A 23,452-nucleotide genomic window follows, 5' to 3' on the forward strand; every position below is an offset into this window, starting at 1 on the left:
GAATCGTAAGATTAGGGTAACAACTAATTAGATAGCACTCAAAGGAAAGGATGACGAACATGAGCTATTTCCAAGATGATGATAAAAACAGTGATTTCCTTAAAAATGATGAAGTACCGAAATCACCTCTTCAAGAAAGACTAGAGCGCGAGGAGCAAGAAATGCAGACTAAGCGCATGAAAAAGAAAGGTGGAGGAGGTAAAGGCGGCTATTTCTTTAGTGGTCTGGTCGGTGTCATTATAGGTGCTTTACTTGTGTGGCTTATGCTACCGGGACTTGTCAATCAAATGCCTGGAACAACAACAAGTAATACAGGAAAAAATAACACAACAATTAATCAGGTAGCTACAGAAGTAACGACAGATGTGACAACTGCAGTTGATAAAGCCTCACAAGCAGTTGTTGGTATCACAAATATTCAAGAAGTCACAAGCGGAGGTTTTTGGAGCCCACCATCAACGACAACAAAAGAAGCGGGAAGCGGTTCAGGTGTCGTTTATAAAATTGAAGGTGACAAAGCCTTTATCATCACAAATAACCATGTTATTGAAGGGGCAAAGCAGTTAGAGGTCACAATGCCAGACGGAACAAAAGAACCAGCTCAATTAGTGGGTCACGATGTTTGGACGGACCTTGCAGTTATTTCTATTAACTCTAAAAATGTTAAAACAGTTGCGACATTCGGGAATTCGGATGTATTAAAACAAGGCGAAACAGTGATTGCCATTGGTAACCCACTTGGTTTAGACTTCTATGGTTCTGTTACAACTGGTGTTGTTTCTGGTAAAGACCGTTCTGTACCGGTAGACTTAAATGGTGATGGCACAGAAGATTGGCAACAAGAAGTATTGCAAACAGATGCTGCGATTAACCCAGGGAATAGTGGTGGAGCACTTGTGAACTTAGCTGGAGAATTAGTAGGAATTAACTCCATGAAAATTGCTGAATCCTCAGTGGAAGGTTTAGGGTTCTCTATTCCAATTAATTCAGCTATTCCAATTATCGAGGAATTAGAGAAAAATGGAGAAATGAAACGTCCAACAATGGGAGTTTCACTTGCAGATTTAACAGATGTGCCATCATTCTATCAACAACAAACATTAAAATTACCTGCAGAGGTGACAACAGGTGTTGTTGTAACAGATGTCATGAATAACTCACCAGCTTCAAAAGCAGGGGTTCAACAATACGATGTTATTGTAGAGATGGATGGTCAAAAAATTGAAACAACTATTGATTTACGCAAACATTTATATAATGACAAAAAAATTGGTGATAAACTAACATTAAAAGTGTACCGTCAAGGTAAATTAGTCGATCTATCACTAACATTAACAAATGGTAATACATTGTAAAGAAGATGAAAAGCGATGGAGATCTAATCAATCTCCATCGCTTTTTTTATGAGGATGGAGAAAATACTTTTATGAAATATTGTGGATAACTAGAAAATTGTGAATACTAATTCCGCACAGCAAATCGGGAGTAAAAGGCACTTCTTCCATACATGCTATTACTTTGTTACAATAGATTGTGGATAACATAGACTGATTTGTGAATAAGTTTGTGGAAATTTCGGAAAATAAGGAGACATCAAAAAATGGAAAAGTACAGCTGTGAAAGCCATATAGATCACGCTTTAGACATGTTTGTAGCAGAGCAAAAAGTGTTCCCAATTATGGATAAAATCGAAGAGGATAAAAAGTTATCCACAAAGTGTAGCTACTGTGAACAGGCAGCAGAATATATTGTATCAAGTAAATAACTTTACACAATATATAGAGAGTGCTTGTGGATATGTTGATAACTTTTGTGGATAATTTGTTTGTAAATGAATTGTAAAGGTGGATAACGTGTGAATATAACGATTGTATCAGTCGGCAAGCTAAAAGAAAAGTACTTAAAAATGGGGATCGATGAGTACGTAAAACGTCTTGGCGGCTATGCAAAAATGGATTTGGTTGAAGTGCCAGACGAAAAGGCACCTGAACAACTAAGTGAAGCTGAAATGGATATCGTCAAGAAAAAAGAGGGCGAACGCATCCTAACGAAAATCAGTCCAGATGCCTATGTAATTGCCCTAGCCATCAACGGCAAAATGAAAACCTCCGAACAAATGGCTGCCGACATCGAATCCCTCATGACCTACGGCAAAAGCAAAATCGCCTTCGTCATCGGTGGCTCCCTCGGTCTACATGAAGATGTGTTAAAGCGTGCAGATGAGCAGCAATCTTTTGGTAAGATGACACTTCCTCACCAGCTCATGAAGCTTGTGCTAGTCGAGCAGATTTATCGTAGTTTTAGGATTATGAAGGGTGAACCGTATCATAAGTAAGTGAGGTTTTTTTAGATATTTAAAGTAAATTGAAATGGAGAATTGGATTTCAAACCAATTCTCCATTTTTATAATTAGTTGTTAATCATCACACATTGAACCACATGATAAACAAAGAACTCCATTCCAATTGTTATTTCCACAAACTGGGCACGTTTGAATTCCATATTTATGAGAGTTTAAGTGCAAATCATTGAAATTAATTTCAAAAGAGTACGTTTTATCGTGGTTCCCTTTAACATACATGTGAGCAACATCTTTATCTAAACCTAAACTTGTAAGTAACTTAATAAACCCGTTAGGACCTGCTCCAGCATAACCTGAAGTTAAGCCCCCTTTGATTTTTAGAGAACCTTTTTCACCAATTAATGTTGTTTCGTATTCAATTTTATCCATATCTCTATAATGGTTAAGGTATTTTAATTTCCCAATATTTTCTCGGTTTTTAGTTACAAAATCAATTGCTTCGTTAGTCGAACCTGTATCTAATAATAGTTCGAATTCAGGTTGATTTTCCGTAATCATCAATGTAGCTTCATCAATTAGTGATTGTTCTACAGGGAGATCCATTAATTTGGAGTAGTTATATAAAAATTGATTAAAAGTGTACATCCAAAGTTTACAATTGGTTGAATCGTAAAGCTCTTTAATTAACTCATGTCTTGGATGAACAATTCTATCTTCACCTCGATGTTTAATGGAGTAACACCAATCAATTTTAACATCATTTAAAATGAAAATAACAGGTTTTTTATATGTTTGTGTATGTTGTAGAATTTGCTTCCAAACAATTAAATCACCATATATTTGAGTACCTTCTTTATTCTTTAAGTCTTTATAACCTGGTGGAATTGTATTACGATAACGAAGTTCGCCTTCTTTAACAATATCCATTATCTCTTCAAAAGTAAAACCTTCACCAATTTTCAAATTTGAAGTTATAAATTCTAGCACATCATCATTTTCAAGGACAGATAATATCTCTTCTTTTCTTTTAGTGAACTCACTTTTAATATTTTTTTCATAATCTAAATATGCATTTTTAAATTCCGAAAAATTATCCATAAAGTTTTGGTTGAACTCATTTTCTATGTATGGATGGGAGTCTTTTTTCTGAGTTGCATTTTGAAAAGAGGTTAAATGATTTTCTAAGCTTTTTAAAAGTTTATTAATTGGATCGATATTTTCCTTCCATGCATCTTTATATTTTCTTTCAATAGGTTCCTTTATTTTACTTTCTCGGTTTTTTAAAAACTCATAGAGAACATGTTGAGGAATCCATATTCTATCTTTAATAGGTGTTAAAGTTTTTTCTAAAATATTTTTTCTAAGCTCTTTAGGTAAATAGTAAAGAGATAATAATGCAGATGTATCAAAAATAAATATACCTTCAGACCAAAATGCTTTTAAATTTTCATTTTGAGGCTCAGTATATATACCAAAATGTTCTTGGATCATATTATTCCTCCTTTTAAATTTATAATTAATTATATCATTTCAGGGGACAATTTCCAATTTACAGTCTATAATATCTATAGATTATAAATTGGAGGGATTTCCTTGGTTAAATTTACTCAAAGTGAAAGTCATGTTTTATCGTTATTTTCACCTAGTCATGAATTTGAATATGACGGTGAAAGATTCAAAGTTGTTGAATCAGGCAAACCTATGACTTCTAAGGGAGAGCCTAAAACAGATATCTATGTTAAAAGTGTGTCATTAGATAATATATCAGAGTTGGAGTTTAAGATATCTTTTAAACAAGAGAATGCAGATTTCTTAGAAAATAAGATGACGGCAGAACGAGCAGAACAAATTTTTGGTCCAAATTGGCAATCTATAATTCAATCTTTTACTTCTTCAATTGAGCACAAATTTGCTAATCGTAATTATGTGTTTAAAAACTCTGAAGGAAGAACATCAGCTGGAAGTATTACATTAGGTTGGCGTTTTGAACTAGTGAATAAGCCTGGTGGAGATTTATCAGGTTTAGCAAATTTAACTCCTGAACAAGTTTTAGAGGTTTATGCTGGTAATAAGTTGGATGTGAAAAAGAAAAATGCAAGTGTAAATGGTAAGATTATTCCTAACTCAGGTGTTGCAAATTGCATGATTAATTGTAATGTCTCGAGTCTGCCTTCCATTCAAGATGCGGTAGACAACATTATTTCAATTGAAGAATTTGCTGAAAATAATCCCGATGTTTATTTTGTATGTAAGGCTCTTAACTATCGCAGTTTTGATGATAAAATTGAAGGTAACCGATCTTTATCAGTATTTATTAATTGGGAAGCTGTTGGTGGGAAATTAGTACCGAATTTAGTATTATCTAATCCGCTTTTAGTTAAAGGTAACGCTGTTAGAGATAAGCTCAAACAAAGTATTAGTTTACTTGGAATAAACAATACATGTGATATAAATGAAAACAACATTGCTTCATTGCAGTTTGTTAATTAATATACATAAAAGCGATTGGACTTTGTCCAATCGCTTTTTTAATATAAAAAATGATATAATTATCTATATATTAAGGGAGAGATTTTATGGATATTAAAGGTATGGAAAAAGGGAGAGGTAAGTTTAAACCTGCTCCGGATTTAGATAGAGAAACAGTTAAAAGTGTCTTGTTAAATAAAATTAATGAAGAAAAATCTTTAATTATAGATGATCCTAAAGATTTAGAGGTTTTAAAGCAAGTTCAGTATAAATCGAATAAATACAATTTAGTTGGACTATTCTCAGGTTGTGGAGGATTAGATTTAGGGTTTGAATTAGCGGGCTTAATAGCTGAAATAGGTGAAGAAGCAGCATTAGAAGCATTCAAGAATAAAGATGAATTTAATAAAATTAGACATCAGAGTGTATTCAATACAGTTTATACTAATGATATGTTTAAGGAAGCGAATGAAACTTATAAATTAAATTTCCCAGAACATGTAGTTCAGCATCAAAAAGATATTCGTAAAGTAGCCAATTTCCCAATGTGTAATCTAATGTTAGGAGGTTTCCCGTGTCCTGGATTTTCAGAAGCAGGTCCGCGATTAATCGACGATGAACGTAACTTCTTGTACATCCATTTTATTAGGGCTTTAATGCAATCGCAACCAGAATTTTTTGTAGCGGAGAATGTAAAAGGAATGATGACTTTAGGGAAGGGAGAAGTTTTACGTCAAATTGTGGAAGACTTCTCTTCTGCTGGTTATGAGGTTACACCTTATTTAGTAAACTCAAGGGATTACGGTGTACCTCAATTACGTGAGCGTGTGTTTTTAATCGGTGTTCATAAAGAAAAGATTGTTGAAAAGTATGGATTTAAATATCCACAACCGCAACCTACACATGGTAAAGGTTTGAAACCATATGTAACTTTAAGAGATGCAATTGGTGATTTAAAAGAATCCCCGGGACCATATTTTGAAGGTTCTTATTCACCAATTTATTTATCTCGTAATCGTAAAAAAACGTGGGAAGAACAAAGTTTTACAATTCAGGCTTCTGGTAGACAAGCTCCATTGCATCCAGGTGGGGAACCGATGAAGTATATTGAAAAAAATAGATGGGAACTCGTTGGAGAAAATCGTAGATTATCTGTAAAAGAAATTGCACGTATTCAAACCTTCCCAGATTGGTTTGAATTTAGTGATGGTGGAAATGACAAAATGTCTGAAAGTGGACGATTAGACAAGTGTTATAAGCAAATTGGTAATGCCGTTCCCGTAATGTTAGCTAAAGAAATTGCAAAGCCTATTGCAGAGTTTGCAAAAAAACATTTAGAACAGAGTCCTAATAAGGATCAAAAATTACAAATGAGTTTATTTTAATCTGTATCGAGTGTATTTTTGAATATATATTATTATAATGAATTCAAATAATTGAAGTCCAAGTGCTAATATTAGTACTTGGACTTTTATTTATGTAAAGGGGTGGGGTGATGGAATCACCAAAACGAGTAAATATTGCATCTGTAAAAGAGTTGAGCTTAATGTACAATAATCATAATATCAGCAGTACAAAGCATAGCTATGACATACTGAGATAGTTTATAGATGAAGTGGTATCGTGGGAAGTACCTAAATATCATCATCTATTGTTTAGTGGTTAATAAAGTATACTTTAAAAGCGCATTATATAATTTAGAGAGGAGATATTGAAATGAAGAAATATGTACAAAGAATGTGGCGTATTTATGATGTATTATTCATAGATAAAGAGAAAGCTGAACAAGTAGAAGATGGAAGAGAGACCGTTAAAGAAGTGTTTGTTGGTTTGGATGAAGGAATAGATTACGATTTAACTCAGGTAAGCTCAGATTTCTTTGGAAGCTGGATTTTTAAAACGGAGATAGAAGCTCAGGCAGAGGTAGACGAGTTTAATCACAACTGAATGTTGAATATTTATATTTTAAACCTAAGTATCGTTAGTGATACTTAGGTTTTTGTTTGTTTGGATGGAAGATGCTATATCTGAAAGGGGCAAAAACAGTGAAAATAATGAAGGGCACAATTAGAACAGAGGTCACGTATGATGACGAAATGAAAAATAAGTACGTTGTTAAAAAGGAGTGGGACAAGAACAAAAGAAAGGCACTCATTCTTATGAAAAGTGCTGGCTTAACAGATGAAATTGTACAGGATCAAACTACAATGTATGTCATGAATAATCTCTCAAAGCTAGGCTATGGTTCTGTTGATATTATGAATTTGTTTACGACACTTGAAGGCAATGATACGAATGGGTCGGGTACTGAAAACTTAAAATTTGTTCAAGAAGAAGTTACAAAGGTAGATGATGTCATCATTGCAGTTGGTACAGGCATTGAAACAAATAAAGAAGCACAAAAGCGACTGCGTATGATTATGGCTATTTTACTTGATAAGAAGGCAACTATTCTTCAAATAGAATGCCCTAAAGGGAGACGGGGGTTTCATCCACTTTATCCAGCAGTGAAAAATGGATGGAAGTTAGTTCCTTATGAAATTTCGCTTGTAGAGCAGGTTGACTAAATGTTTCAACTAAAAATGTGAACATATATTGAATCCATTTTAGGAGGAAATCATATGAAACCATCAAAACGAGTAGACATTGTATCTGTCAAATTAGTAAGAGAAGCAAGCATGTTGTACAAAAATCGACGTATTCGTAGTCCACAAGATTGCTACGAGTTGTTCAAGGAATTTTTAGGCGAAGTAGATCGAGAGTATTTTGTAGTCATGTGCCTTGATGTGAAAAATCAGCCAACAAACATCACGATTGCACATATAGGAAGCTTGAATCTCTCAATCGTTCATCCTAGAGAGGTACTAAAAACAGCTATTTTAAGCAATGCGGCTTCCATCATCTGCTGTCATCCACATCCATCAGGCGACCCTACACCAAGCCAAGAGGATATTGAAGTCACAAAACGCTTAGTTGAAGCGGGTTTAATCATTGGGGTGGAGATGCTTGACCATATTGTGCTGGGTGATGATTGTTATATATCAATGAAAGAGAAAGGATATATTGAAAATGTATAAAATTTCAAATAAATAGGCTCTAACATCTGAAATGGATGTTAGGGCTTTTTATGTTCATAAAAATGAGGAGGATATTGAAAATGAGAGCAATTCAACGTTTAACAGAGGTATTGGAACGAAAATTAGGAAAGGAAATCCCGCCTCATGAAGTAGGCTATGAGACACTGAGCTTTACACATGAGGAAATAGATGAGGAACTTGTACCACCTTATATGATTGCCTTTGTAGAAGCACCGATTCTTTGTCATAGTGCCAACTATACAGATATAGAAGGGAACTACTTTACATTAATGCTAATAGAAACAGGCGGTGAAAAATTATATGAAGTTTGGCTAGTGAATGATAAATTGGTTCCAAATTTTAACTCCTAAAAAGAGAAATAACTTTGTGTTAAGAAGAGAGTTTTCTTCTAATTTTATGTTATTTAAAAATTTTGATAAGGATTTCAGAGAAGAGTCTATGTTTTTTACACTAGGCTTATTCTTATAAGTTAGATTTTGATTAAAAGGAGGTGAGTGGATGACTGATTGTAAAAAGGATAGTCAAGATGCAATTGAATTATTTAAACAAGGCGTATTTTTTGGAATATCCATCTTAGTGATGCTTAGTAGTAAACAAAGAGAGGAGAAGTAATATGTATTATTTTGTGGTTGGTACATGTATAGGGATTTTTTCAGTCATCATCGTTGAGGTAATTATAAAAGATAAATTGTAATGATGCTTGAAATAGTAGAAGAGTAATGTTCACTATGAACATTATTCTTTTTTTGCGAATAACTATAAAGGTGCATAGAAGGAATTAGAATTAGAATTAAATCGTTTATTAAATATAACGTATTTCTCATAAACGTTGATTGAATAAGTGAAAATAAGCATTAAGTAATTTATTTTTTGTAATATATGTAAAAACAGTGTCCTCGGGAGTAAAGGAGAATCGTACCTTCCCAAGCATCGATGATTATAGATAAGTGTTTCGTACTTTCCAGAGAAAGTTTAAAATGATAAAAAAATGATTTTTTAAATCGTTTTTAAATAAAATTAAGATAAAAATATTTTTTGTATATATCTATATGCTCAGCAAACTTAATCGGATTTTGATACTATTACTTTCAAGATTTGAATTGCAAAAATCATTAAGAGTTTAAACTCTTAACCATGAAGGAAGTTCAGATCTTAATTCATGAATTGGAGTGATTTTAATATGATTAAGAAACCTTTGCCTAGAAAGTCAGGAGTTTTAAAAAAAGAAACAAAACAGATTTTGGATGAGGAATTAGAAGAAAGATTACCAGACAATCAAAATAACGGGATGGATATGTTTGAAGAAGAGTTTGGAAATGAAATGGGAGATGGGGATTTTCTTGAGGGTGTAGAATTTGTTCAATCAGAGAGAACTACAGGAGCATTAAATATAGTGAATAGTGATAGTGGTAAACGAGTGACGCTATCTAAAAAGGTTCTTGCATTGTTAGAAAACCCTGATGCCATTAAATTTGGCATCCATAAAGAACTAAATGCATTGATTTTAACATCTTGTGCCAGTGCAAGTGCAGACTTATCTTCGCATGTACTAAAGGGACATAATCAGTCAATCGTGTACAGTTCAAATTGTGTAAATCAATTGACACAATTATGGCAGTTGGATTTCCAGGAGCGTTCATCTATGAGTATTGGATTTGCAGAACAAAGAATTTGTCAGGGCAAGACATATGTTGTAATAACGCAATAAACATAAAGGGAGGGAGCTAAAACTGTTGCAACAGTTTTAGCTCATCTGCCCCAGAACCTTACTTAAAAGGAGTAAATTAAAATGGTATCTACAAATATGAAAGCAACTTTGATTGATAAGAAGGATTCAATTTTAAATCGATTTAGCAAAGAATTAACTACTCACTATTTTATCGTGAAGAATAACTGTCTATATGTCCTCAAAAAGGATGATGATGGAGAAGTAACCAATGAATATGTTTGCCGTCTGATTTGGTTAAATCGAATTATTGTTAATAAGGAAACCAATCAAGTGGAACTGGAATTAATTTACCATTATATGAAAAGATATTTTAAGATTACTATTCCTAGAAGTATGTTTGCAGATAAAAAGCTTCAAGCATTAACGGAATTTGGCGTAGATGTCCCTACCAAAAAAGTAGGTCATATTATTAGTTTTTTATCTATGCTCGAAGACGATATGCGTGTGCCTATTGAATATTCTCATAACACTATTGGTTGGGAACAAGATGAAGCAGGTAATCTCTCTTTTAAGCATTACCGCTTCATTACAGCTAGTAAACAGACATCTCAATACAATGGGTTTTTAGATATAAAACCTTCTGGAACATTAGAGGGATGGATAGATTTAATGAAGGCAGAGGTACAAGGAAAAATACCATTGGAATTTGCCATGATACTTGGTTTTTCAGCACCTGTGAATGCTTTATTAGCTATGTGGTCTCCAATGGAAGTCTTAATGGTGCATATTGCTGGGGAGTCGTCTACAGGGAAAACCACTGCTACACGTATTGCGGTCTCTTCATTTGGGAAACCAGACCATAATGGATTGATTAGAAATTGGAATAGTACGGGGAATGCACAACTAAAGCTAGTTGCAGATAACTTTGGTGTTCCAATTACACTGGATGAAGCTAGCTCAAAAACGCAGGGTGATTTTACCACTATTATTTATCAGTTAGCTGAAGGACAGGACAAATCACGTTTAACAAAAGAATCGGAAATGAAGGAACAAGCAACTTGGAATACTACGATTATTTCTACTGCTGAACATAAGTTAACCGAAAAATCAGCAAAAAATAATGGTATTACTGTTCGCTTACCTGAATTTGTAAATAAAACATGGACAGAATCAGCAGACCATGCACAAGCATTAAAAGTAGGCGTTAGTGAACATTATGGGCATTCAGGTGTATTTTTTGTGAAATTTCTCTTAGCACATGCTCAACAAAAAGAAGACATTCTACAAAAGTATACAAAATGGAAAAAGGAGTTCGAAGAGAATTTCATAGTGAAAGATGAGTTCTCAGGAAGACTAGCAGAAAAGTATGCCATAATTCTGTTGACAGCAGAATTATTTAATGAATGTTTTAAACAATATCAATTGGATGTAAATTTAGAAGCATTATTTCAATTTGTACTCGAAAATGATTCAGAAACGGCTGGTACTCGAACATTAGATGCAAAAGCAATAGATGTCATTAAGCAATTTGTAGTTCGTCATCAAGTGAGATTTGAACGGGATGGGCAGAGCCACCAAGGTCTTGAATACTATGGAACAATTAAAACCAAAGATACGTACCTTGAAGTAGGAATTCTTAAATCAACTTTAGAAACCGAACTTAAGGCGCAGGGATTCTCTAGTTTTGATACGGTTATGAAACAACTAAAAACTAGTGGATACCTTGATGCTGAAAAAAATAAGCATACTCGAAAACGCAAGATAAATGATGAAACACAAATTTGTGCGGTGTTGAGACTAGATAAAGAATTATTAAGTTCTTTAAGTAATAATGAGGCTATACCTTCACCTAAGCCTAAACCTATCAGTAAAAATAGCAAATTAGGCTCTTTATTGGATAGAAAAAGAGATACTCAAAAAGAGATTGAAGAAATGCTTGAAGATGAATGATGTTTTACAAAATAAGGTGTTTAGGAGTAAAGAATAATGGAATTAATACAACAATATCAATTGTATCTTTTGCATCAAAGAAAAAGTAACGAAACTATACGAAGTTATTTGAATACATGTAAGCAGTTTATAGCCTTTTTAAAGCATGAATTCGGTATTAGTACTTTTCAAAAGGTAGACAATACCGTTAGTTGTAAGTATCTTCAACACTTAAAAGAAGTAAAACGAAATACAGGAGCTACAATAAATGTGAAAATATACGCACTACGAAGTTTTTTTGCATACCTAGTACAAGAAAAACATGTCTCTACAAACCCTTTTGAATCTGTAGCCAAAGAGAGCATCATTGAAAGAAGAGTTGAGGTTCTTTCAGAGGAAGAGTTAGCGGTCTATATAGATGCTGTGACCCATCCACTTGTAAAGAAAATACTTTACACACTGATGTACACTGGCATACGAATTAATGAGTGCCTAGGGCTAATAATCTCGGATATAGATTTCCAGCGTAATCAGCTAATTATTCGTAATGGTAAGGGGAAACATGTACGCAAGTTACCTTTACATGAAGAACTGAAAAAACGCTTAATGGTTCATATTAGTTCCTTAGATACGACACAAAAGCAATTGGATACTTTTTTATTTCCTATTTCGGCAACTTATGTGAATAAAATAATGGCTCTTACAGTGAAAAAGTTAGCGTGGAGTCAAAGGATTACATGCCATACATTCAGACATAGTTTTGCTACTAACCTTGTTAAAAAAGGCGTGAACGTACCAACTGTTGCAGAGCTTTTAGGTCATAAAGATTATCGTGTTGTAACCAAAACATACATTCACTTAGACGAAGATGTGATGAGTGATGCGATACATCTGTTGACTTGAAACGTCCCGAATTCCCTTTTATTTTGAAGAGTGCATTCGATATTCATTTCTTAGAGTGTTGATTTGTACAATTATCTTTTTTCCCGATTTCCCACTTTTTTTGATGTGAGAGATAGATATTTTTTTAGTTGAGTTGGTCTTGTTTTTTGGAAGTTCACTCTTGAAAAAATTTTTGGGAAACTGGGAATTTTAGTTCGGATTGAAAAATGATTATAAATATATATTATCAATGAGTATTACCGAGAAAACTATTTCAGAAAATTGTTCACAAGGAGTGCATGATGATGGAATCAACTAATGAAGTACTACTCATTATTGCAGAAATGTGCCAAAACTATATGACTAATCAAGGAGATGAAAAAGAAGATGAGCCAACAAGTGAGTCCTAAAAAAGTAGCAATTTATGCTCGTGTTTCAACGACAGAGCAGGCTGAGGAAGGATATAGTATTGATGAACAAATACGTGTGCTCAAAGAGTTTTGTGAGAAGGAGGGCTATGGTGTCTATGATGAATATGTAGATCGGGGGATTAGTGGGAAAAACATTACAGGACGACCAGCTATTAAGAGATTACTAGCTGATGCAGAACAGAAGAAATTTGATATAGTGCTTGTTTGGAAGATGAATCGTCTCGCTCGTAAAAGTTTAGACTTGATGAACATTGTCGAACAACTCAATAGCAAAAACATAGCATTTCGTTCTTATACAGAGAAGTATGAAACAGAAACACCTACAGGAAAATTGCATTTTCAGATGATGGCTGCTATTGCTGAGTATGAACGTAACAACATAGCCGAAAATGTCAAAATGGGAATGATTGCTCGTGCCAAGGATGGACAATGGAATGGTGGTCAGGTAATGGGCTACGATGTGGTAGAAAAAGATAGTGAGAACAAAAAGCGAAAACAGACAGGTTTACAAATTAATGAGCAAGAGGCAAAGATTATACGCTTAATTTTTCAAATGTATACAACAGGTCATGGTTATAAGGCTATTGCCAATAAAATAAATCAGGATGGATATCGAACAAAAAAGAATAAGACCTTTTCATTGAATGCAATTAAAACTATCGTAACAAATCCCGTATATGCTGGCTATATTCGCTATAATGTTCGAAGAGATTGGAATGAAAAGCGTCGTAATAATATCAATCCGAATCCAATCATTGTGAAAGGTGAGCATCCACCCATTATTTCCGAGGAAACATGGAAAATAGCGCAAAAGGTTTACAAAGAGCGTTCCTGTAAACCCAATCGAATTCATGAGGGTGTGTTTCCCCTCACAGGTATTATGCGCTGTCCACAGTGTGGTGCAGGAATGGTGATAGGACGTACAACAAATCGAACAAAATCTGGTGAGAAACGTGTCCTAGAGTATTATGTTTGTGGTGCATGGAAGAATAAAGGAACAGTTGCTTGTCGTTCCAATTCAGTACGTACTGAATATGCGGATGATTATGTGTTGAATAAACTGGAAGCATTGATGAAAAGCGAGCATTTGACGAAAAAATTAGTAGATAACATTAATACAAAGCAACAATCGTTAGTTGCCCCTTTACAGCGAGAATATGAGCATTACCGACAGGAGTTAGAGCGCTGTGAGAAAAAGTTAGCCAACTTGTTAGATGCTTATACAGATGAAGTGATTTCCAAAGAGGTGTTCCAACGAAAATCACGAAGTATGGAAGAAACCATGACCAATCTGAAAGTACAAATAGAACCAATTCTAGGACAACTGCAGTCAACAGTATCGAGTGAAGTCACCTATGAAAAAATCCATGCGATTATGACGAATTTCCATCAAGCCTTTACACAAGCATTGACAAGGGAACAAAGAAAAAGATTATTGCATTTATTGATTCATCAAATCACTATTAATGAAGGTAGAGAAATTGAAAGCATTCAAATCAAGCTAAATGATGAAGTATTGGAAGAGTTACAACTAGGAGTAGGAGAAGTGTCTACGGACATTTCTTCTACTCCTTTTTCTGTTTTAGTGGCAATTTAAAATTATTCATTTTAATGGAAGAATAGGTAAAAACGAAGTGGATTTTCATTGTGAAAAGCCATTTGATAGTCAAAGTGCTTGTCACATTAAAAAGTGCCATATTTATAACAACAAAAAAAGAGAAAGGAGATAACAAATGGATGCAAGTAGGTTAGATAGTTCATGTTTTAATGGGGCATATAAGGAATTTGTAGAATTGATTGGGTATCAAAATACCAAGTTGGTACATAGCTATTTTGCTGGTCAATATGTAACCTTTCCGAAAAGATTATTATCCGAACAATATTTGTATGAACAAATAGCAAAGGAATACGATGGGACAAACGCTAAAGAATTAGCAAGAAAATATGATTATTCCTATAGTTGGATTAGGAAGATATTAAAGAAGAAAGCCATTTGTAAATAAGGATAGAGTAACTTTTTAAGGTAATTTAATACTTTTTTGGGTAGTGGTTTATGTTATGATTTTAATGCTTCACCAGTGTAAATATCTAATAATAGGAGAGCTTTTTATGAAGAAAATTGTCGCTTTAGTTATGTTAGCTTTAATGCTTGTTGCTTGTGGAAATGAAGATGAAAAGAAATCAGATATTAGTGAAAAACAAAAAAATCAAGAACAAGAATTTCTAAAGTTTTTCCAGATTACAGGGTTATCTAAAGATATTTCGGAGATGAGCGATAAAGAATATTATGATGAGGTGTTTGATGTTGCTTTTAGGCAGGCAGGAAGTAGTATGGACTATATTAAAAATACCTATTGGGAGCGATCTTTTTTAAATAACTATGATTATAATGAATTAAATTTAAATGTTAGCGATGCTATAGAAGGTCTAAATAATCTCAAACATAATGTTGAATTAATTCCCACTTATCAATTTTCAAATAAAAATGCAAAAAAAGCAGAAAAATTAAAGGATGCTTTTATAGACAATATTGATAAAAGAATTAAACTTTACAAAAAAGCCAAAAAAGAGATAAAAGAAGATATGGTAAATTTAGAAGTGTGGAAAAATTTAGAGGGAGATTTAAAAGAGATAGATAAACATTTAAAGAAATCAGTTAAATATTATCAAGACTTATCAGAGTCAATTAATGAAAAATAAATAGTGATTTTGTTTTTAAATATGAGTTATATTTTTACCTCTAAATATTCACACAGTTTTGATGGTAATTAGAAATGAATTGAAAGAGGTGTGATTATGAAAAGTTTACAAGATGGTAATTGGGTTTGGGAAAAGGGATACATTCAAAAGGTAATAAAAGACTTGGACATCAACAAAATCATTATTGTAACAGCTTATTTTTCAAATTACGGATTAGAGATTATCAAAGAATTAAAAGTTAAAAATAATTTGCAAAAGGACAACATTATTCTGTATTTATCTGTAGAATTTAACATGAATAACCCGAGTATTCTTTTGGAAGAATTATTAAAAATAGCTAATGTATATATAGTGCATAAAGAAAAATTACATGCAAAAGTATTTATGTTCTAAACATCGAGAGGTTTAAAAGCTTACCATGGCTCTGCAAACTTCACTCATGGAGGTTTAGAGGGAAACCTTGAATTAATTCATGGAGTGAGTTCGAGTAATCAGAAGCGTTTAGAGGAATTTGCTAATTATTGTTTTATAGCCTCCACGAAAGTTTCCAATAGCATTATACAAAGTTATAAAAATATTGACAGAGAACTTAGGAAGTTGTCGGATGCTAATATAGAAGCTAATAAGAAAATTAATGAGATATTTATTGATGATACTGATCCCTTTATTGAAACTGACTATAACTTAAATGATTACTTTTTTAATTTTCGAGACTATGAGACACTTTTTCCAAAATATCAAAATCAAGATGGTTCATTTATAAATAAACGTAGGGATATTGTCCGAAAAAAATTACTTACAATAAATAGTGAATTGAAAAAACAATTGTCACATTATAATTTATATAACCACTGGGCTGCCGATAGAAAACCTGAATATATTACCTCTCAAATCATTCGGTCAGAGTACAATTATAAACGATTGTCTTGGATTTGCCTCCGTTATGGTAAACACAAGAGTGATGCAATAATTGAAGGCAGTTCGGCTGAACGGTATGAAAGTTTCATAAAACATGCATGTATGCAAGTTTCTGTAGTAGGTGATGGAATCCAAATAGGACTTTTTCATGCAACAGCAAAGGGAGCTATTGATAGAGATTTTCTTAAGAAGGGAAAAATCGATACCCTAAAAGATGAAATTCATCAGGAAATTAAAAACTTACAAGGGGAACAATTGATTTGGCATATATATGACCCACAATCTGATACATCAATTCATAAATTTGTAATTGATAAAGAAGATCCATATAGCTTTATCGACTTTTATAAAAAATATGATAAAGAAGGTTATGAATCTTTTTGCATTTATCATATTTCTCCTAATGATGAATACCTTAAAACAAAAGAAAGTATCATACAAATTGCAAAAGAAAAAATATCAAAATTGACGCCGCTATATAATTTAATGACATGGAGGATAAATAACAAGTAAAGAAATGTGGGGAAAGAGTCACTTCTTTTTAAAAATCTCACTTAGCTACATCACGGAGAACCGTATCATAAGTAAGTGCGTTTTTCTTAGTTCTATACATCTAAAAAGCTACATTTTAGAGGAAAGAGAATACCTGAAAGATAATTATATAATGCGAAATTTGTAGAAAAAGTATCAGGCACTATTAATAGTGCCTGATACTTTTTAGTTTTATCGGAAGTAGATTGGGTATTAACTATCATAAGCAAGTTATATAGCAAGAAAGGATTGTAGGAATAATCGAAAGAGAAAGGAGTTATAGCCAACATGTTGTTGAGTAAAAAGTTTTTATTGGTCTTAAGTACAATCGTAGCCTGCATGTTGTCTGGTTGTGGAGAGAAGCAGAAGCTTGAAGATGGATCTGAACTGATCAATAAAAATCAATTTGTTTTTGCTACTTCTGGTGAATTTAAGCCATTTAGTTATATAAATGACGATCTTACAATGTCGGGCTTTGATATTGAGGTTGGTGAAGCGATTGCAAAGGAAATGGGCCTTGAGCCGGTTCAGAAACGAATCAAGTTCAAAGGGATTGTTGAAGGGGTGAAAACGGGAAGAGCGGATGCAGCCGTTGCAAGTCACACGATTAACCCGCAGCGGAGTAAACATGTTTCTTTCTCTACCCCCTATTATTATTCAGGACCGAAAATTTTCACCAGACCGGATAGTAAAATTAGGACTGTTGAAGATTTAGAGGGAAAGGAAGTAGCTGTTGCAAAAGGATCAACATATGCCGATACAGCTTCCAAGTATACAGACAACATCAAAACATATGACAGCGATATTACGGCATTAAAGGCATTAAGCAGTGGGCGTCATGATGCAGTAATTACAGATTTTGTTACAGGAAAAACTGCTGAAAAGGAAGGTTTTAAGATTAAAGGACAACAATTAATTAATCGCAGTGAACAAGCGATTGTGTTGCCTCAGGATAATCCAAAGCTAGTGAAGCGAGTTAATGAATCTTTGGAACAACTTCGGGAAAATGGAACATTGACTCAAATCAGTATCAAATATTTTGGTGAGGACATTACCAAAAAATCAGAATAAACCAATGCTATAAAAGAAAGGAAGTAGTACTTTGCCAAGTTTTTCACATTTTTTTCAAATACTAATGGAAACAAAAGGTGTATTCTTTAAAGCTATGCTTTTAACATTAGAGCTGACGGTGGTTTCTATCTTACTGGGAATCATCATCGGACTAGTCTTTGCCTTATTAAAAATTTCTAATATAAAAATTTTAGAACTTATTTCAGATATATATGTCTATTTGGTTCGAGGAACACCACTGATTGTTCAAATATTTATCCTCTACTTCGGAATTAGCGGGATTTTCCTTCTCCCTGATTTTTGGGCTGCTTCCCTTGCTCTAGCGCTACATAATGGAGCTTATATTTCTGAAATCCTTCGGGGAGCAATTCAGTCAGTCGATAATGGCCAATTTGAAGCAGGACGCTCTTTGGGAATGACAAAGACACTGACATTAAGAAGGATTATTCTCCCACAGGCATTCCGTAGAGCATTGCCGCCTTTAGGCAATCAATTTATCATCAGTTTAAAAGATTCTTCGTTAGCCGCATTTATCTCCATGAATGAGCTGTTTAATGTGGCGACAACACTTGGGTCGAATAATTTCGATGAAATGACCTACTTACTCATTGTAGCAGTCTACTATTTATTGTTGGTAGCGTTGATGACATTTGTAGTGAACCGAACTGAATTAAAATTAGCAGTAAGCGACAGATAGGAGCTGAAAAAATTGGAAACTAAGGAAATGATTAAAATAAGTCAATTGAATAAATCGTTTGGAGACTTACATGTATTGAAAAATATCGACATGACAGTCTATGAGAGCGATGTTGTTTGTCTAATAGGATCGAGTGGGTCAGGGAAAAGCACCCTCCTTCGCTGCTTGAACTTTTTAGAAAGAAAAGATAATGGCAATATTATAATTGAGGGAAATGAAGTCAATCCACGGACAGATGATCTTAACAAGATTAGAGAAAAGGTTGGGATGGTGTTTCAAAATTTTAACTTATTCCCACATAAAACGGTTTTAGAAAATATTATTGAAGCACCTGTTATGGTAAAGGGTGTAGACAAAGAAAAAGCTATCATCAAAGCAAAACAATTACTGAAAAAAGTAGGTTTGGAGGATAAGTCGGATGTCTATCCTAGTAAACTATCAGGGGGGCAAAAGCAACGGGTGGCGATTGCTAGAGCACTTGCGATGGAACCAGACATTATGCTTTTTGATGAGCCAACATCGGCACTCGATCCTGAGCTTGTGGGAGAGGTTTTAACAACCATGAAAGATTTGGCTGAAGAAGGAATGACTATGGTTGTTGTAACCCATGAAATGGGATTCGCAAAAGAGGTAGCTGATTGGATTGTCTATATGCATGATGGGAGAATTATTGAACGCGGCACACCTGAACAATTTTTCAATCATCCAAAAGAGGAGAGAACACGAGAATTTTTAACTGCAACAATGCTTAAATAAAACTAAAAGGTTCTGAACAGTAATGTTAGGATCTCTTATGGTTTTGCATTAAATATTCGATTACTAGATAAAGCTTGTACAGAAAAACTGTACATAGACTCGTTACAGCCAACCTTATCATGAGTAAGTGAAATTTAAATAGCAAAAGGAGAAATTGCAAAGCGCAATTTCTCTTTTTGCTGGAACCGTACTTATTTAATTATAACTCAACTTCGGTAACTTCATTATTACCATTGCCATTGCCATTGCCATTGCCATTGCCATTGCCATTGCCATTGCCGTTGCCGTTGCCATTGCCGTTACCATTACCATTGCCCGGCTTTTCAACCAATACATCAAATGTTAATGTGTGGTCACCATACGTTGCTGTAATTGTCGTAGTACCTTGACCTTTACCTTTTACAGCCCCTGCTTTTACAGTAGCTATTTTATCATTTGCTACTTCGTAGGTTGCAAGCGTAGTAACATCTTTTTCTGTTGTTCTACCCTCAAAAGTAGTTACTTCAGTAATCTTAACCATAACCTCTTTACCTATTCTAGTTTCAACCTGAGCTTGGTCAATTTCTAGTGTTATGATTGGTGTTTCTACAACAGGTGCTTTTACTGTAACATTTACCGTAACTTCATGATCACCATATGAAATAGTAATCGTAGTCGTGCCCTCACCTACAGCAGTTACTAATCCATTTGCTATTGTTGCAACATTTTCATCTCCCACAACATAAGTTGCTTTTGAAGTTACATCTTCCTCTGTTGCTTCACCTTCTGGAGGAGTAGATGTCTCTGTTACCGTAAGTTGTGCAGATTCCCCAGCTGTTAGGTCTAGCTCAGTTGGATTGACAGAAAGTGTTACTTTTGGTTCAACTACATCTTTTTCATATATTAGTGCTTCACCAACATTCCCTGCAGCGTCTTCAATTTTTACTGATACAGCATTAGTTTCTGATGTTACTGGGAATGTGAAGCTACCGTCTTGATTTAATTCAAAAGGAACTGGCGCTTGTATTTCGCCATTCACAGTAGCAATATAGGAAGCTTTTAATTTATCATTTAAATTGTAGTTTAAACCATATAAATATAACTCTTCATTGTAGTCGATATACTTATCTGTTACCTTTCCTGTAGCGACACCTTCAGCTACTGAACCAGTAATTTCTGGTTTAGTTGTTTTCACGATAATTGGTCCAACATAATCGGAAACTACCCCTGATGCCGCAAGACCAGTAAAGTCAATAGTATAGAGACCATCTGGAATTGTTGTGGCAGGTTCTGTTCCCCATGGTTTGTATTGCCCAGCGATATTCAGCGTATAAGAGCCTTTTCCTAGCGCAGTACCTGCATGTAGATAACCGATGTAGCCATCACCATATTCTCCACCTTGAGGATTCATAATATCCCATAGCTCGATATAGTTAGTTGTTACATCGCCAGTTAATGTAAATGAAAGTACAGCTGAATCTTTCGCGCCATCTCCATTAAAGGAGAGGTCTGTTTCTGTAATCTTTAAATCTTTAATTTCAGTTACTGCCTCGCTTCCAAAGTCAGCTGCGAATGGCAATGAAATTTCTGTAGCACCACCGCTGATGTGAATATACCCCAGTATTTCCGAGCCGTTTGGAGCTGTAGCTTGTGAAGCCGTTAATGTAAGATTTAACACTTGCTCACCAACTAGATTAAATGTTGGCTGGTCGACTGTAACAGTTGCATCACCAAATGATTTTGTCACATCAATTGATACATTATAATTACCGCCGTTCCCCTTTATATCTTTTACTAAAACTTGTTTCGTTACGGAAATATCCTGGTCTTTAAGTGATTGTGGACCAAAAGTAACTGTCCCTTTTAAGTTTTCTGAAACAGCTCCTGTTCCATCTAAAATTGCACTATCCAATGCATAGGCAAGAATTTCTGGATGTGCTGCAGCATAAGCATTTACACGACCTGCACCTTGAGAGAACACATCGTATTTTGTTTTATCTAAAACCTTTGCTGTATTAGAAAGCGCCACTTTTATGTCGAACGCATTCCAATCAGGATTTGCTTGTTTAAGTAATGCAACAATACCTGTAATATGCGGTGTTGCCATAGAGGTTCCTGTTTTACGATCATATGCCTCTGCGTAATCTGCATTAGGGAAATCCTTTTTATACATTGGAATCGTTGACATAATGTTTGTTCCAGGTGCACTTACATCTGGTTTAATATCAAAGTTTGGCGTAGATGGTCCACGGGAGCTTGAATCGTTTACTTCATCCCCCAGTGTCTTTGTGGAAGTAAATTGACTAAAGCTAACTTTTCCAGTTCCACCGGCTAATGCAGCACGAATTGCATTGCCATCCGTTTGGGACATATCAAATGTTGGTAGAAAAGCAAAGGAATCACCCAGGAATGTACCTGAAATATTAGGTGCATTTGTTCCACCAGCAAAGTTATGAATAATTGTGGCGACTGCTCCATTTGCCTTTGCATTCGCAATTTTATCAACAAATGCGATACTGCCACGAGAGATTAATGCCACTTTACCTTCTACATCGATTCCCTCATAGTCTTTTACTTCTCCGTTTCCAGGAATAGCAACTAGGTCAAATTCTCCTTGAAGCTGTGTTGCTAAATCCCTTCCAAAAGTTGTGCCCATTAATGGGAGCTGTTTTGTTAAGTTGTAGTCACCAACTGTAACATTCACTTCACCGTTATACATTGTTTCTGGATTTGTTGTGTTACCCACAGCAATTCCTAAACGAGCGGTTGCAGGCGTGCCCATTGTTCCTCGATTTGGGCCGGAGTTCCCTGTTGCAATTACTCCGATTGTTCCAGCCATCATTGCATTATTAATAGCAAATGAACCAGCGTCCGTTTCAGAGTTAGCCCCCCCACCAAGAGAAAGGTTGATTATGTCCATTTTTTCTGTTACAGCCGTTTCAATTGCTTTAACAATACCAGATGTAGCCCCACTTCCATATGCACCAAGAACACGGTAAGCATAAAGGTCTACTTTGGGAGCAATTCCTTTAATGCCGAAATTGTTAGCTCCAATTGCTGCAATGGTTCCAGCAACATGGGTACCGTGAGAAGTATAGAACGAGCTTCCCTTTTCATTAAATTCAGGTGTTCCAGCAGGACGCTCAGAAGGCAAGGTTTCCGATGCATCGTCATCTGCCCGAGGCTTTGTGTAAGTTGATGAATTTGGAATGAAGTTTTTCCCACCTTTGTAAATTCCAGCGAACTCAGGGTGATCTGCGTCAATACCAGTATCTAATACTGCTACCTTTATACCTTGTCCTTCAATTCCTTCATTCCAAAGCTGTTCGATGCCGAGGAAAGAAATACTTGTATTCATTTGAGCCTCTAATTGATCTTCCTTAATCAGTTCTGATGATTTCATTGTATTATCTTCAGATGCGTAAACAATTGCATCAGGTTCAATTAATGTTATTCCTTCTATTGAAAGCAGCTTTGGGAGATCATTTGCTTTCACAGTTGCTGCAAAACCGTTTAAAACAGTATCAAATGTGTAGCCTTGAGTCATTTGAACATTTTTAGTAGCTAATTCTTTCTTAACTTGTGCTTGTTGAGATTTTACATTTGATCGAACTTCATTTGCTCGCGCATTAGAGAACATTTGGCCTTTCAATTGGCTCATTCCTTGCTCTAGTGCCACAGGCTTTTCAGATAAATGTACGATGACTGCAACTTCTTGATTGCCTGATACATTTTGTAAGCTTTCGTGAAGAGTTGGACCATCTTTAGACAAGCTTAGCTGTTCAGCGATAGCCGCCTTTAATTGAAGTATACTTTCACTTTGGCTATCCTGCTTGAATGGCTTCGAATCTTCAGCATTAGCACTCGATAATGGAACCAATAGAAAAAGCACCATAACGAAAGCTATCATACTACTTAAAAACTTCGTAAACTTAAACTTTTTCAAATCTCATTTCTCCCTCCGCTCTTAATTATCACACTTTTCAGTTTAGTGTGATATTTCCAATTTATCACAGGTGA

Annotated in this window: 22 protein-coding genes; 20 read left to right on the top strand and 2 right to left on the bottom strand. The window is 34.7% G+C overall.

All coding sequences use genetic code 11. From position 1 onward, the window contains the following. The first annotated feature begins 59 nt into the window (after window positions 1-59). The 3 genes from C7B89_RS04460 (at window position 60) to rlmH (ending at window position 2,335) form a co-directional block, all read left to right on the top strand. The gene (locus C7B89_RS04460) at window positions 60-1,355 is read left to right on the top strand and encodes a S1C family serine protease (RefSeq protein WP_103119039.1); all 1,296 of its coding nucleotides are present in this window, start codon (window positions 60-62) and stop codon (window positions 1,353-1,355) included. 245 nt (window positions 1,356-1,600) lie between these two features. Then, window positions 1,601-1,765: a CxxH/CxxC protein gene (locus C7B89_RS04465; RefSeq protein WP_004233391.1), complete on the top strand. Its 165-nt coding sequence runs from the start codon at window positions 1,601-1,603 to the stop codon at window positions 1,763-1,765. Window positions 1,766-1,855: 90 nt separating this feature from the next. Further along, the gene (gene rlmH, locus C7B89_RS04470; RefSeq protein WP_004233392.1) at window positions 1,856-2,335 is read left to right on the top strand and encodes a 23S rRNA (pseudouridine(1915)-N(3))-methyltransferase RlmH; all 480 of its coding nucleotides are present in this window, start codon (window positions 1,856-1,858) and stop codon (window positions 2,333-2,335) included. Window positions 2,336-2,416: 81 nt separating this feature from the next. Here rlmH and C7B89_RS04475 read toward each other — a convergent pair whose 3' ends face one another. Beyond that, the gene (locus C7B89_RS04475; RefSeq protein WP_115673218.1) at window positions 2,417-3,793 is read right to left on the bottom strand and encodes a PIN-like domain-containing protein; all 1,377 of its coding nucleotides are present in this window, start codon (window positions 3,791-3,793) and stop codon (window positions 2,417-2,419) included. Between the two features lie 102 nt (window positions 3,794-3,895). Between C7B89_RS04475 and C7B89_RS04480 the strand changes: the two genes are divergently transcribed. From C7B89_RS04480 to C7B89_RS04560, 17 genes are all read left to right on the top strand, one after another. Further along, window positions 3,896-4,792 carry a hypothetical protein gene (locus tag C7B89_RS04480; protein ID WP_167444821.1) on the top strand — a complete coding sequence of 299 codons (897 nt, stop codon included), beginning with the start codon at window positions 3,896-3,898 and terminating at the stop codon, window positions 4,790-4,792. A gap of 86 nt (window positions 4,793-4,878) precedes the next feature. Beyond that, window positions 4,879-6,156 (top strand): DNA cytosine methyltransferase, encoded by a 1,278-nt coding sequence (locus C7B89_RS04485; RefSeq protein WP_115673219.1) that lies wholly within the window; start codon window positions 4,879-4,881, stop codon window positions 6,154-6,156. A gap of 331 nt (window positions 6,157-6,487) precedes the next feature. Beyond that, entirely contained in the window at window positions 6,488-6,718 is a 231-nt protein-coding gene (locus tag C7B89_RS04490) for a hypothetical protein (RefSeq protein WP_115673220.1), read from the top strand. Between the two features lie 107 nt (window positions 6,719-6,825). Beyond that, window positions 6,826-7,338, top strand: coding sequence for a DUF1643 domain-containing protein (locus C7B89_RS04495; RefSeq protein ID WP_244205570.1), 513 nt, complete (start codon window positions 6,826-6,828; stop codon window positions 7,336-7,338). A 54-nt stretch (window positions 7,339-7,392) separates the two neighbouring features. After that, window positions 7,393-7,848 carry a JAB domain-containing protein gene (locus C7B89_RS04500; protein WP_115673222.1) on the top strand — a complete coding sequence of 152 codons (456 nt, stop codon included), beginning with the start codon at window positions 7,393-7,395 and terminating at the stop codon, window positions 7,846-7,848. Window positions 7,849-7,928: 80 nt separating this feature from the next. Further along, window positions 7,929-8,219 (top strand): hypothetical protein, encoded by a 291-nt coding sequence (locus C7B89_RS04505; RefSeq protein WP_115673223.1) that lies wholly within the window; start codon window positions 7,929-7,931, stop codon window positions 8,217-8,219. An 830-nt stretch (window positions 8,220-9,049) separates the two neighbouring features. Continuing rightward, complete coding sequence (locus C7B89_RS04510) at window positions 9,050-9,577, top strand: hypothetical protein (protein WP_115673224.1); 528 nt, start codon at window positions 9,050-9,052, stop codon at window positions 9,575-9,577. Between the two features lie 81 nt (window positions 9,578-9,658). Further along, window positions 9,659-11,488, top strand: coding sequence for a DUF927 domain-containing protein (locus C7B89_RS04515; protein WP_115673225.1), 1,830 nt, complete (start codon window positions 9,659-9,661; stop codon window positions 11,486-11,488). Between the two features lie 36 nt (window positions 11,489-11,524). Continuing rightward, window positions 11,525-12,370, top strand: a complete 846-nt coding sequence (locus tag C7B89_RS04520) for a tyrosine-type recombinase/integrase (RefSeq protein ID WP_115673226.1) — start codon at window positions 11,525-11,527, stop codon at window positions 12,368-12,370. Window positions 12,371-12,736: 366 nt separating this feature from the next. Beyond that, complete coding sequence (locus tag C7B89_RS04525; protein WP_244205567.1) at window positions 12,737-14,377, top strand: recombinase family protein; 1,641 nt, start codon at window positions 12,737-12,739, stop codon at window positions 14,375-14,377. A gap of 136 nt (window positions 14,378-14,513) precedes the next feature. Next, window positions 14,514-14,783 carry a Mor transcription activator family protein gene (locus tag C7B89_RS04530; protein WP_115673228.1) on the top strand — a complete coding sequence of 90 codons (270 nt, stop codon included), beginning with the start codon at window positions 14,514-14,516 and terminating at the stop codon, window positions 14,781-14,783. 106 nt (window positions 14,784-14,889) lie between these two features. Further along, the gene (locus C7B89_RS04535) at window positions 14,890-15,480 is read left to right on the top strand and encodes a hypothetical protein (protein ID WP_115673229.1); all 591 of its coding nucleotides are present in this window, start codon (window positions 14,890-14,892) and stop codon (window positions 15,478-15,480) included. Between the two features lie 96 nt (window positions 15,481-15,576). Continuing rightward, complete coding sequence (locus tag C7B89_RS04540; RefSeq protein ID WP_115673230.1) at window positions 15,577-15,873, top strand: phospholipase D-like domain-containing protein; 297 nt, start codon at window positions 15,577-15,579, stop codon at window positions 15,871-15,873. Between the two features lie 204 nt (window positions 15,874-16,077). After that, entirely contained in the window at window positions 16,078-16,911 is an 834-nt protein-coding gene (locus C7B89_RS04545) for a hypothetical protein (protein WP_158539185.1), read from the top strand. Window positions 16,912-17,217: 306 nt separating this feature from the next. Beyond that, window positions 17,218-18,000 (top strand): transporter substrate-binding domain-containing protein, encoded by a 783-nt coding sequence (locus tag C7B89_RS04550; RefSeq protein ID WP_054548827.1) that lies wholly within the window; start codon window positions 17,218-17,220, stop codon window positions 17,998-18,000. A 31-nt stretch (window positions 18,001-18,031) separates the two neighbouring features. Then, window positions 18,032-18,697 carry an amino acid ABC transporter permease gene (locus C7B89_RS04555; RefSeq protein ID WP_004233396.1) on the top strand — a complete coding sequence of 222 codons (666 nt, stop codon included), beginning with the start codon at window positions 18,032-18,034 and terminating at the stop codon, window positions 18,695-18,697. A 27-nt stretch (window positions 18,698-18,724) separates the two neighbouring features. Further along, window positions 18,725-19,453, top strand: a complete 729-nt coding sequence (locus C7B89_RS04560; RefSeq protein WP_167444822.1) for an amino acid ABC transporter ATP-binding protein — start codon at window positions 18,725-18,727, stop codon at window positions 19,451-19,453. 199 nt (window positions 19,454-19,652) lie between these two features. Here the strand turns inward: C7B89_RS04560 and C7B89_RS04565 are convergent, their stop codons facing one another. Beyond that, a complete protein-coding gene (locus C7B89_RS04565; protein WP_115673232.1) occupies window positions 19,653-23,378 on the bottom strand; it encodes a S8 family serine peptidase in 3,726 nt (1,241 codons plus the stop codon). Window positions 23,379-23,452: the final 74 nt, after the last annotated feature.

The sequence above is a fragment of the Lysinibacillus capsici genome (assembly GCF_003367505.1).
Taxonomy (GTDB): Bacteria; Bacillota; Bacilli; order Bacillales_A; family Planococcaceae; genus Lysinibacillus; species Lysinibacillus capsici.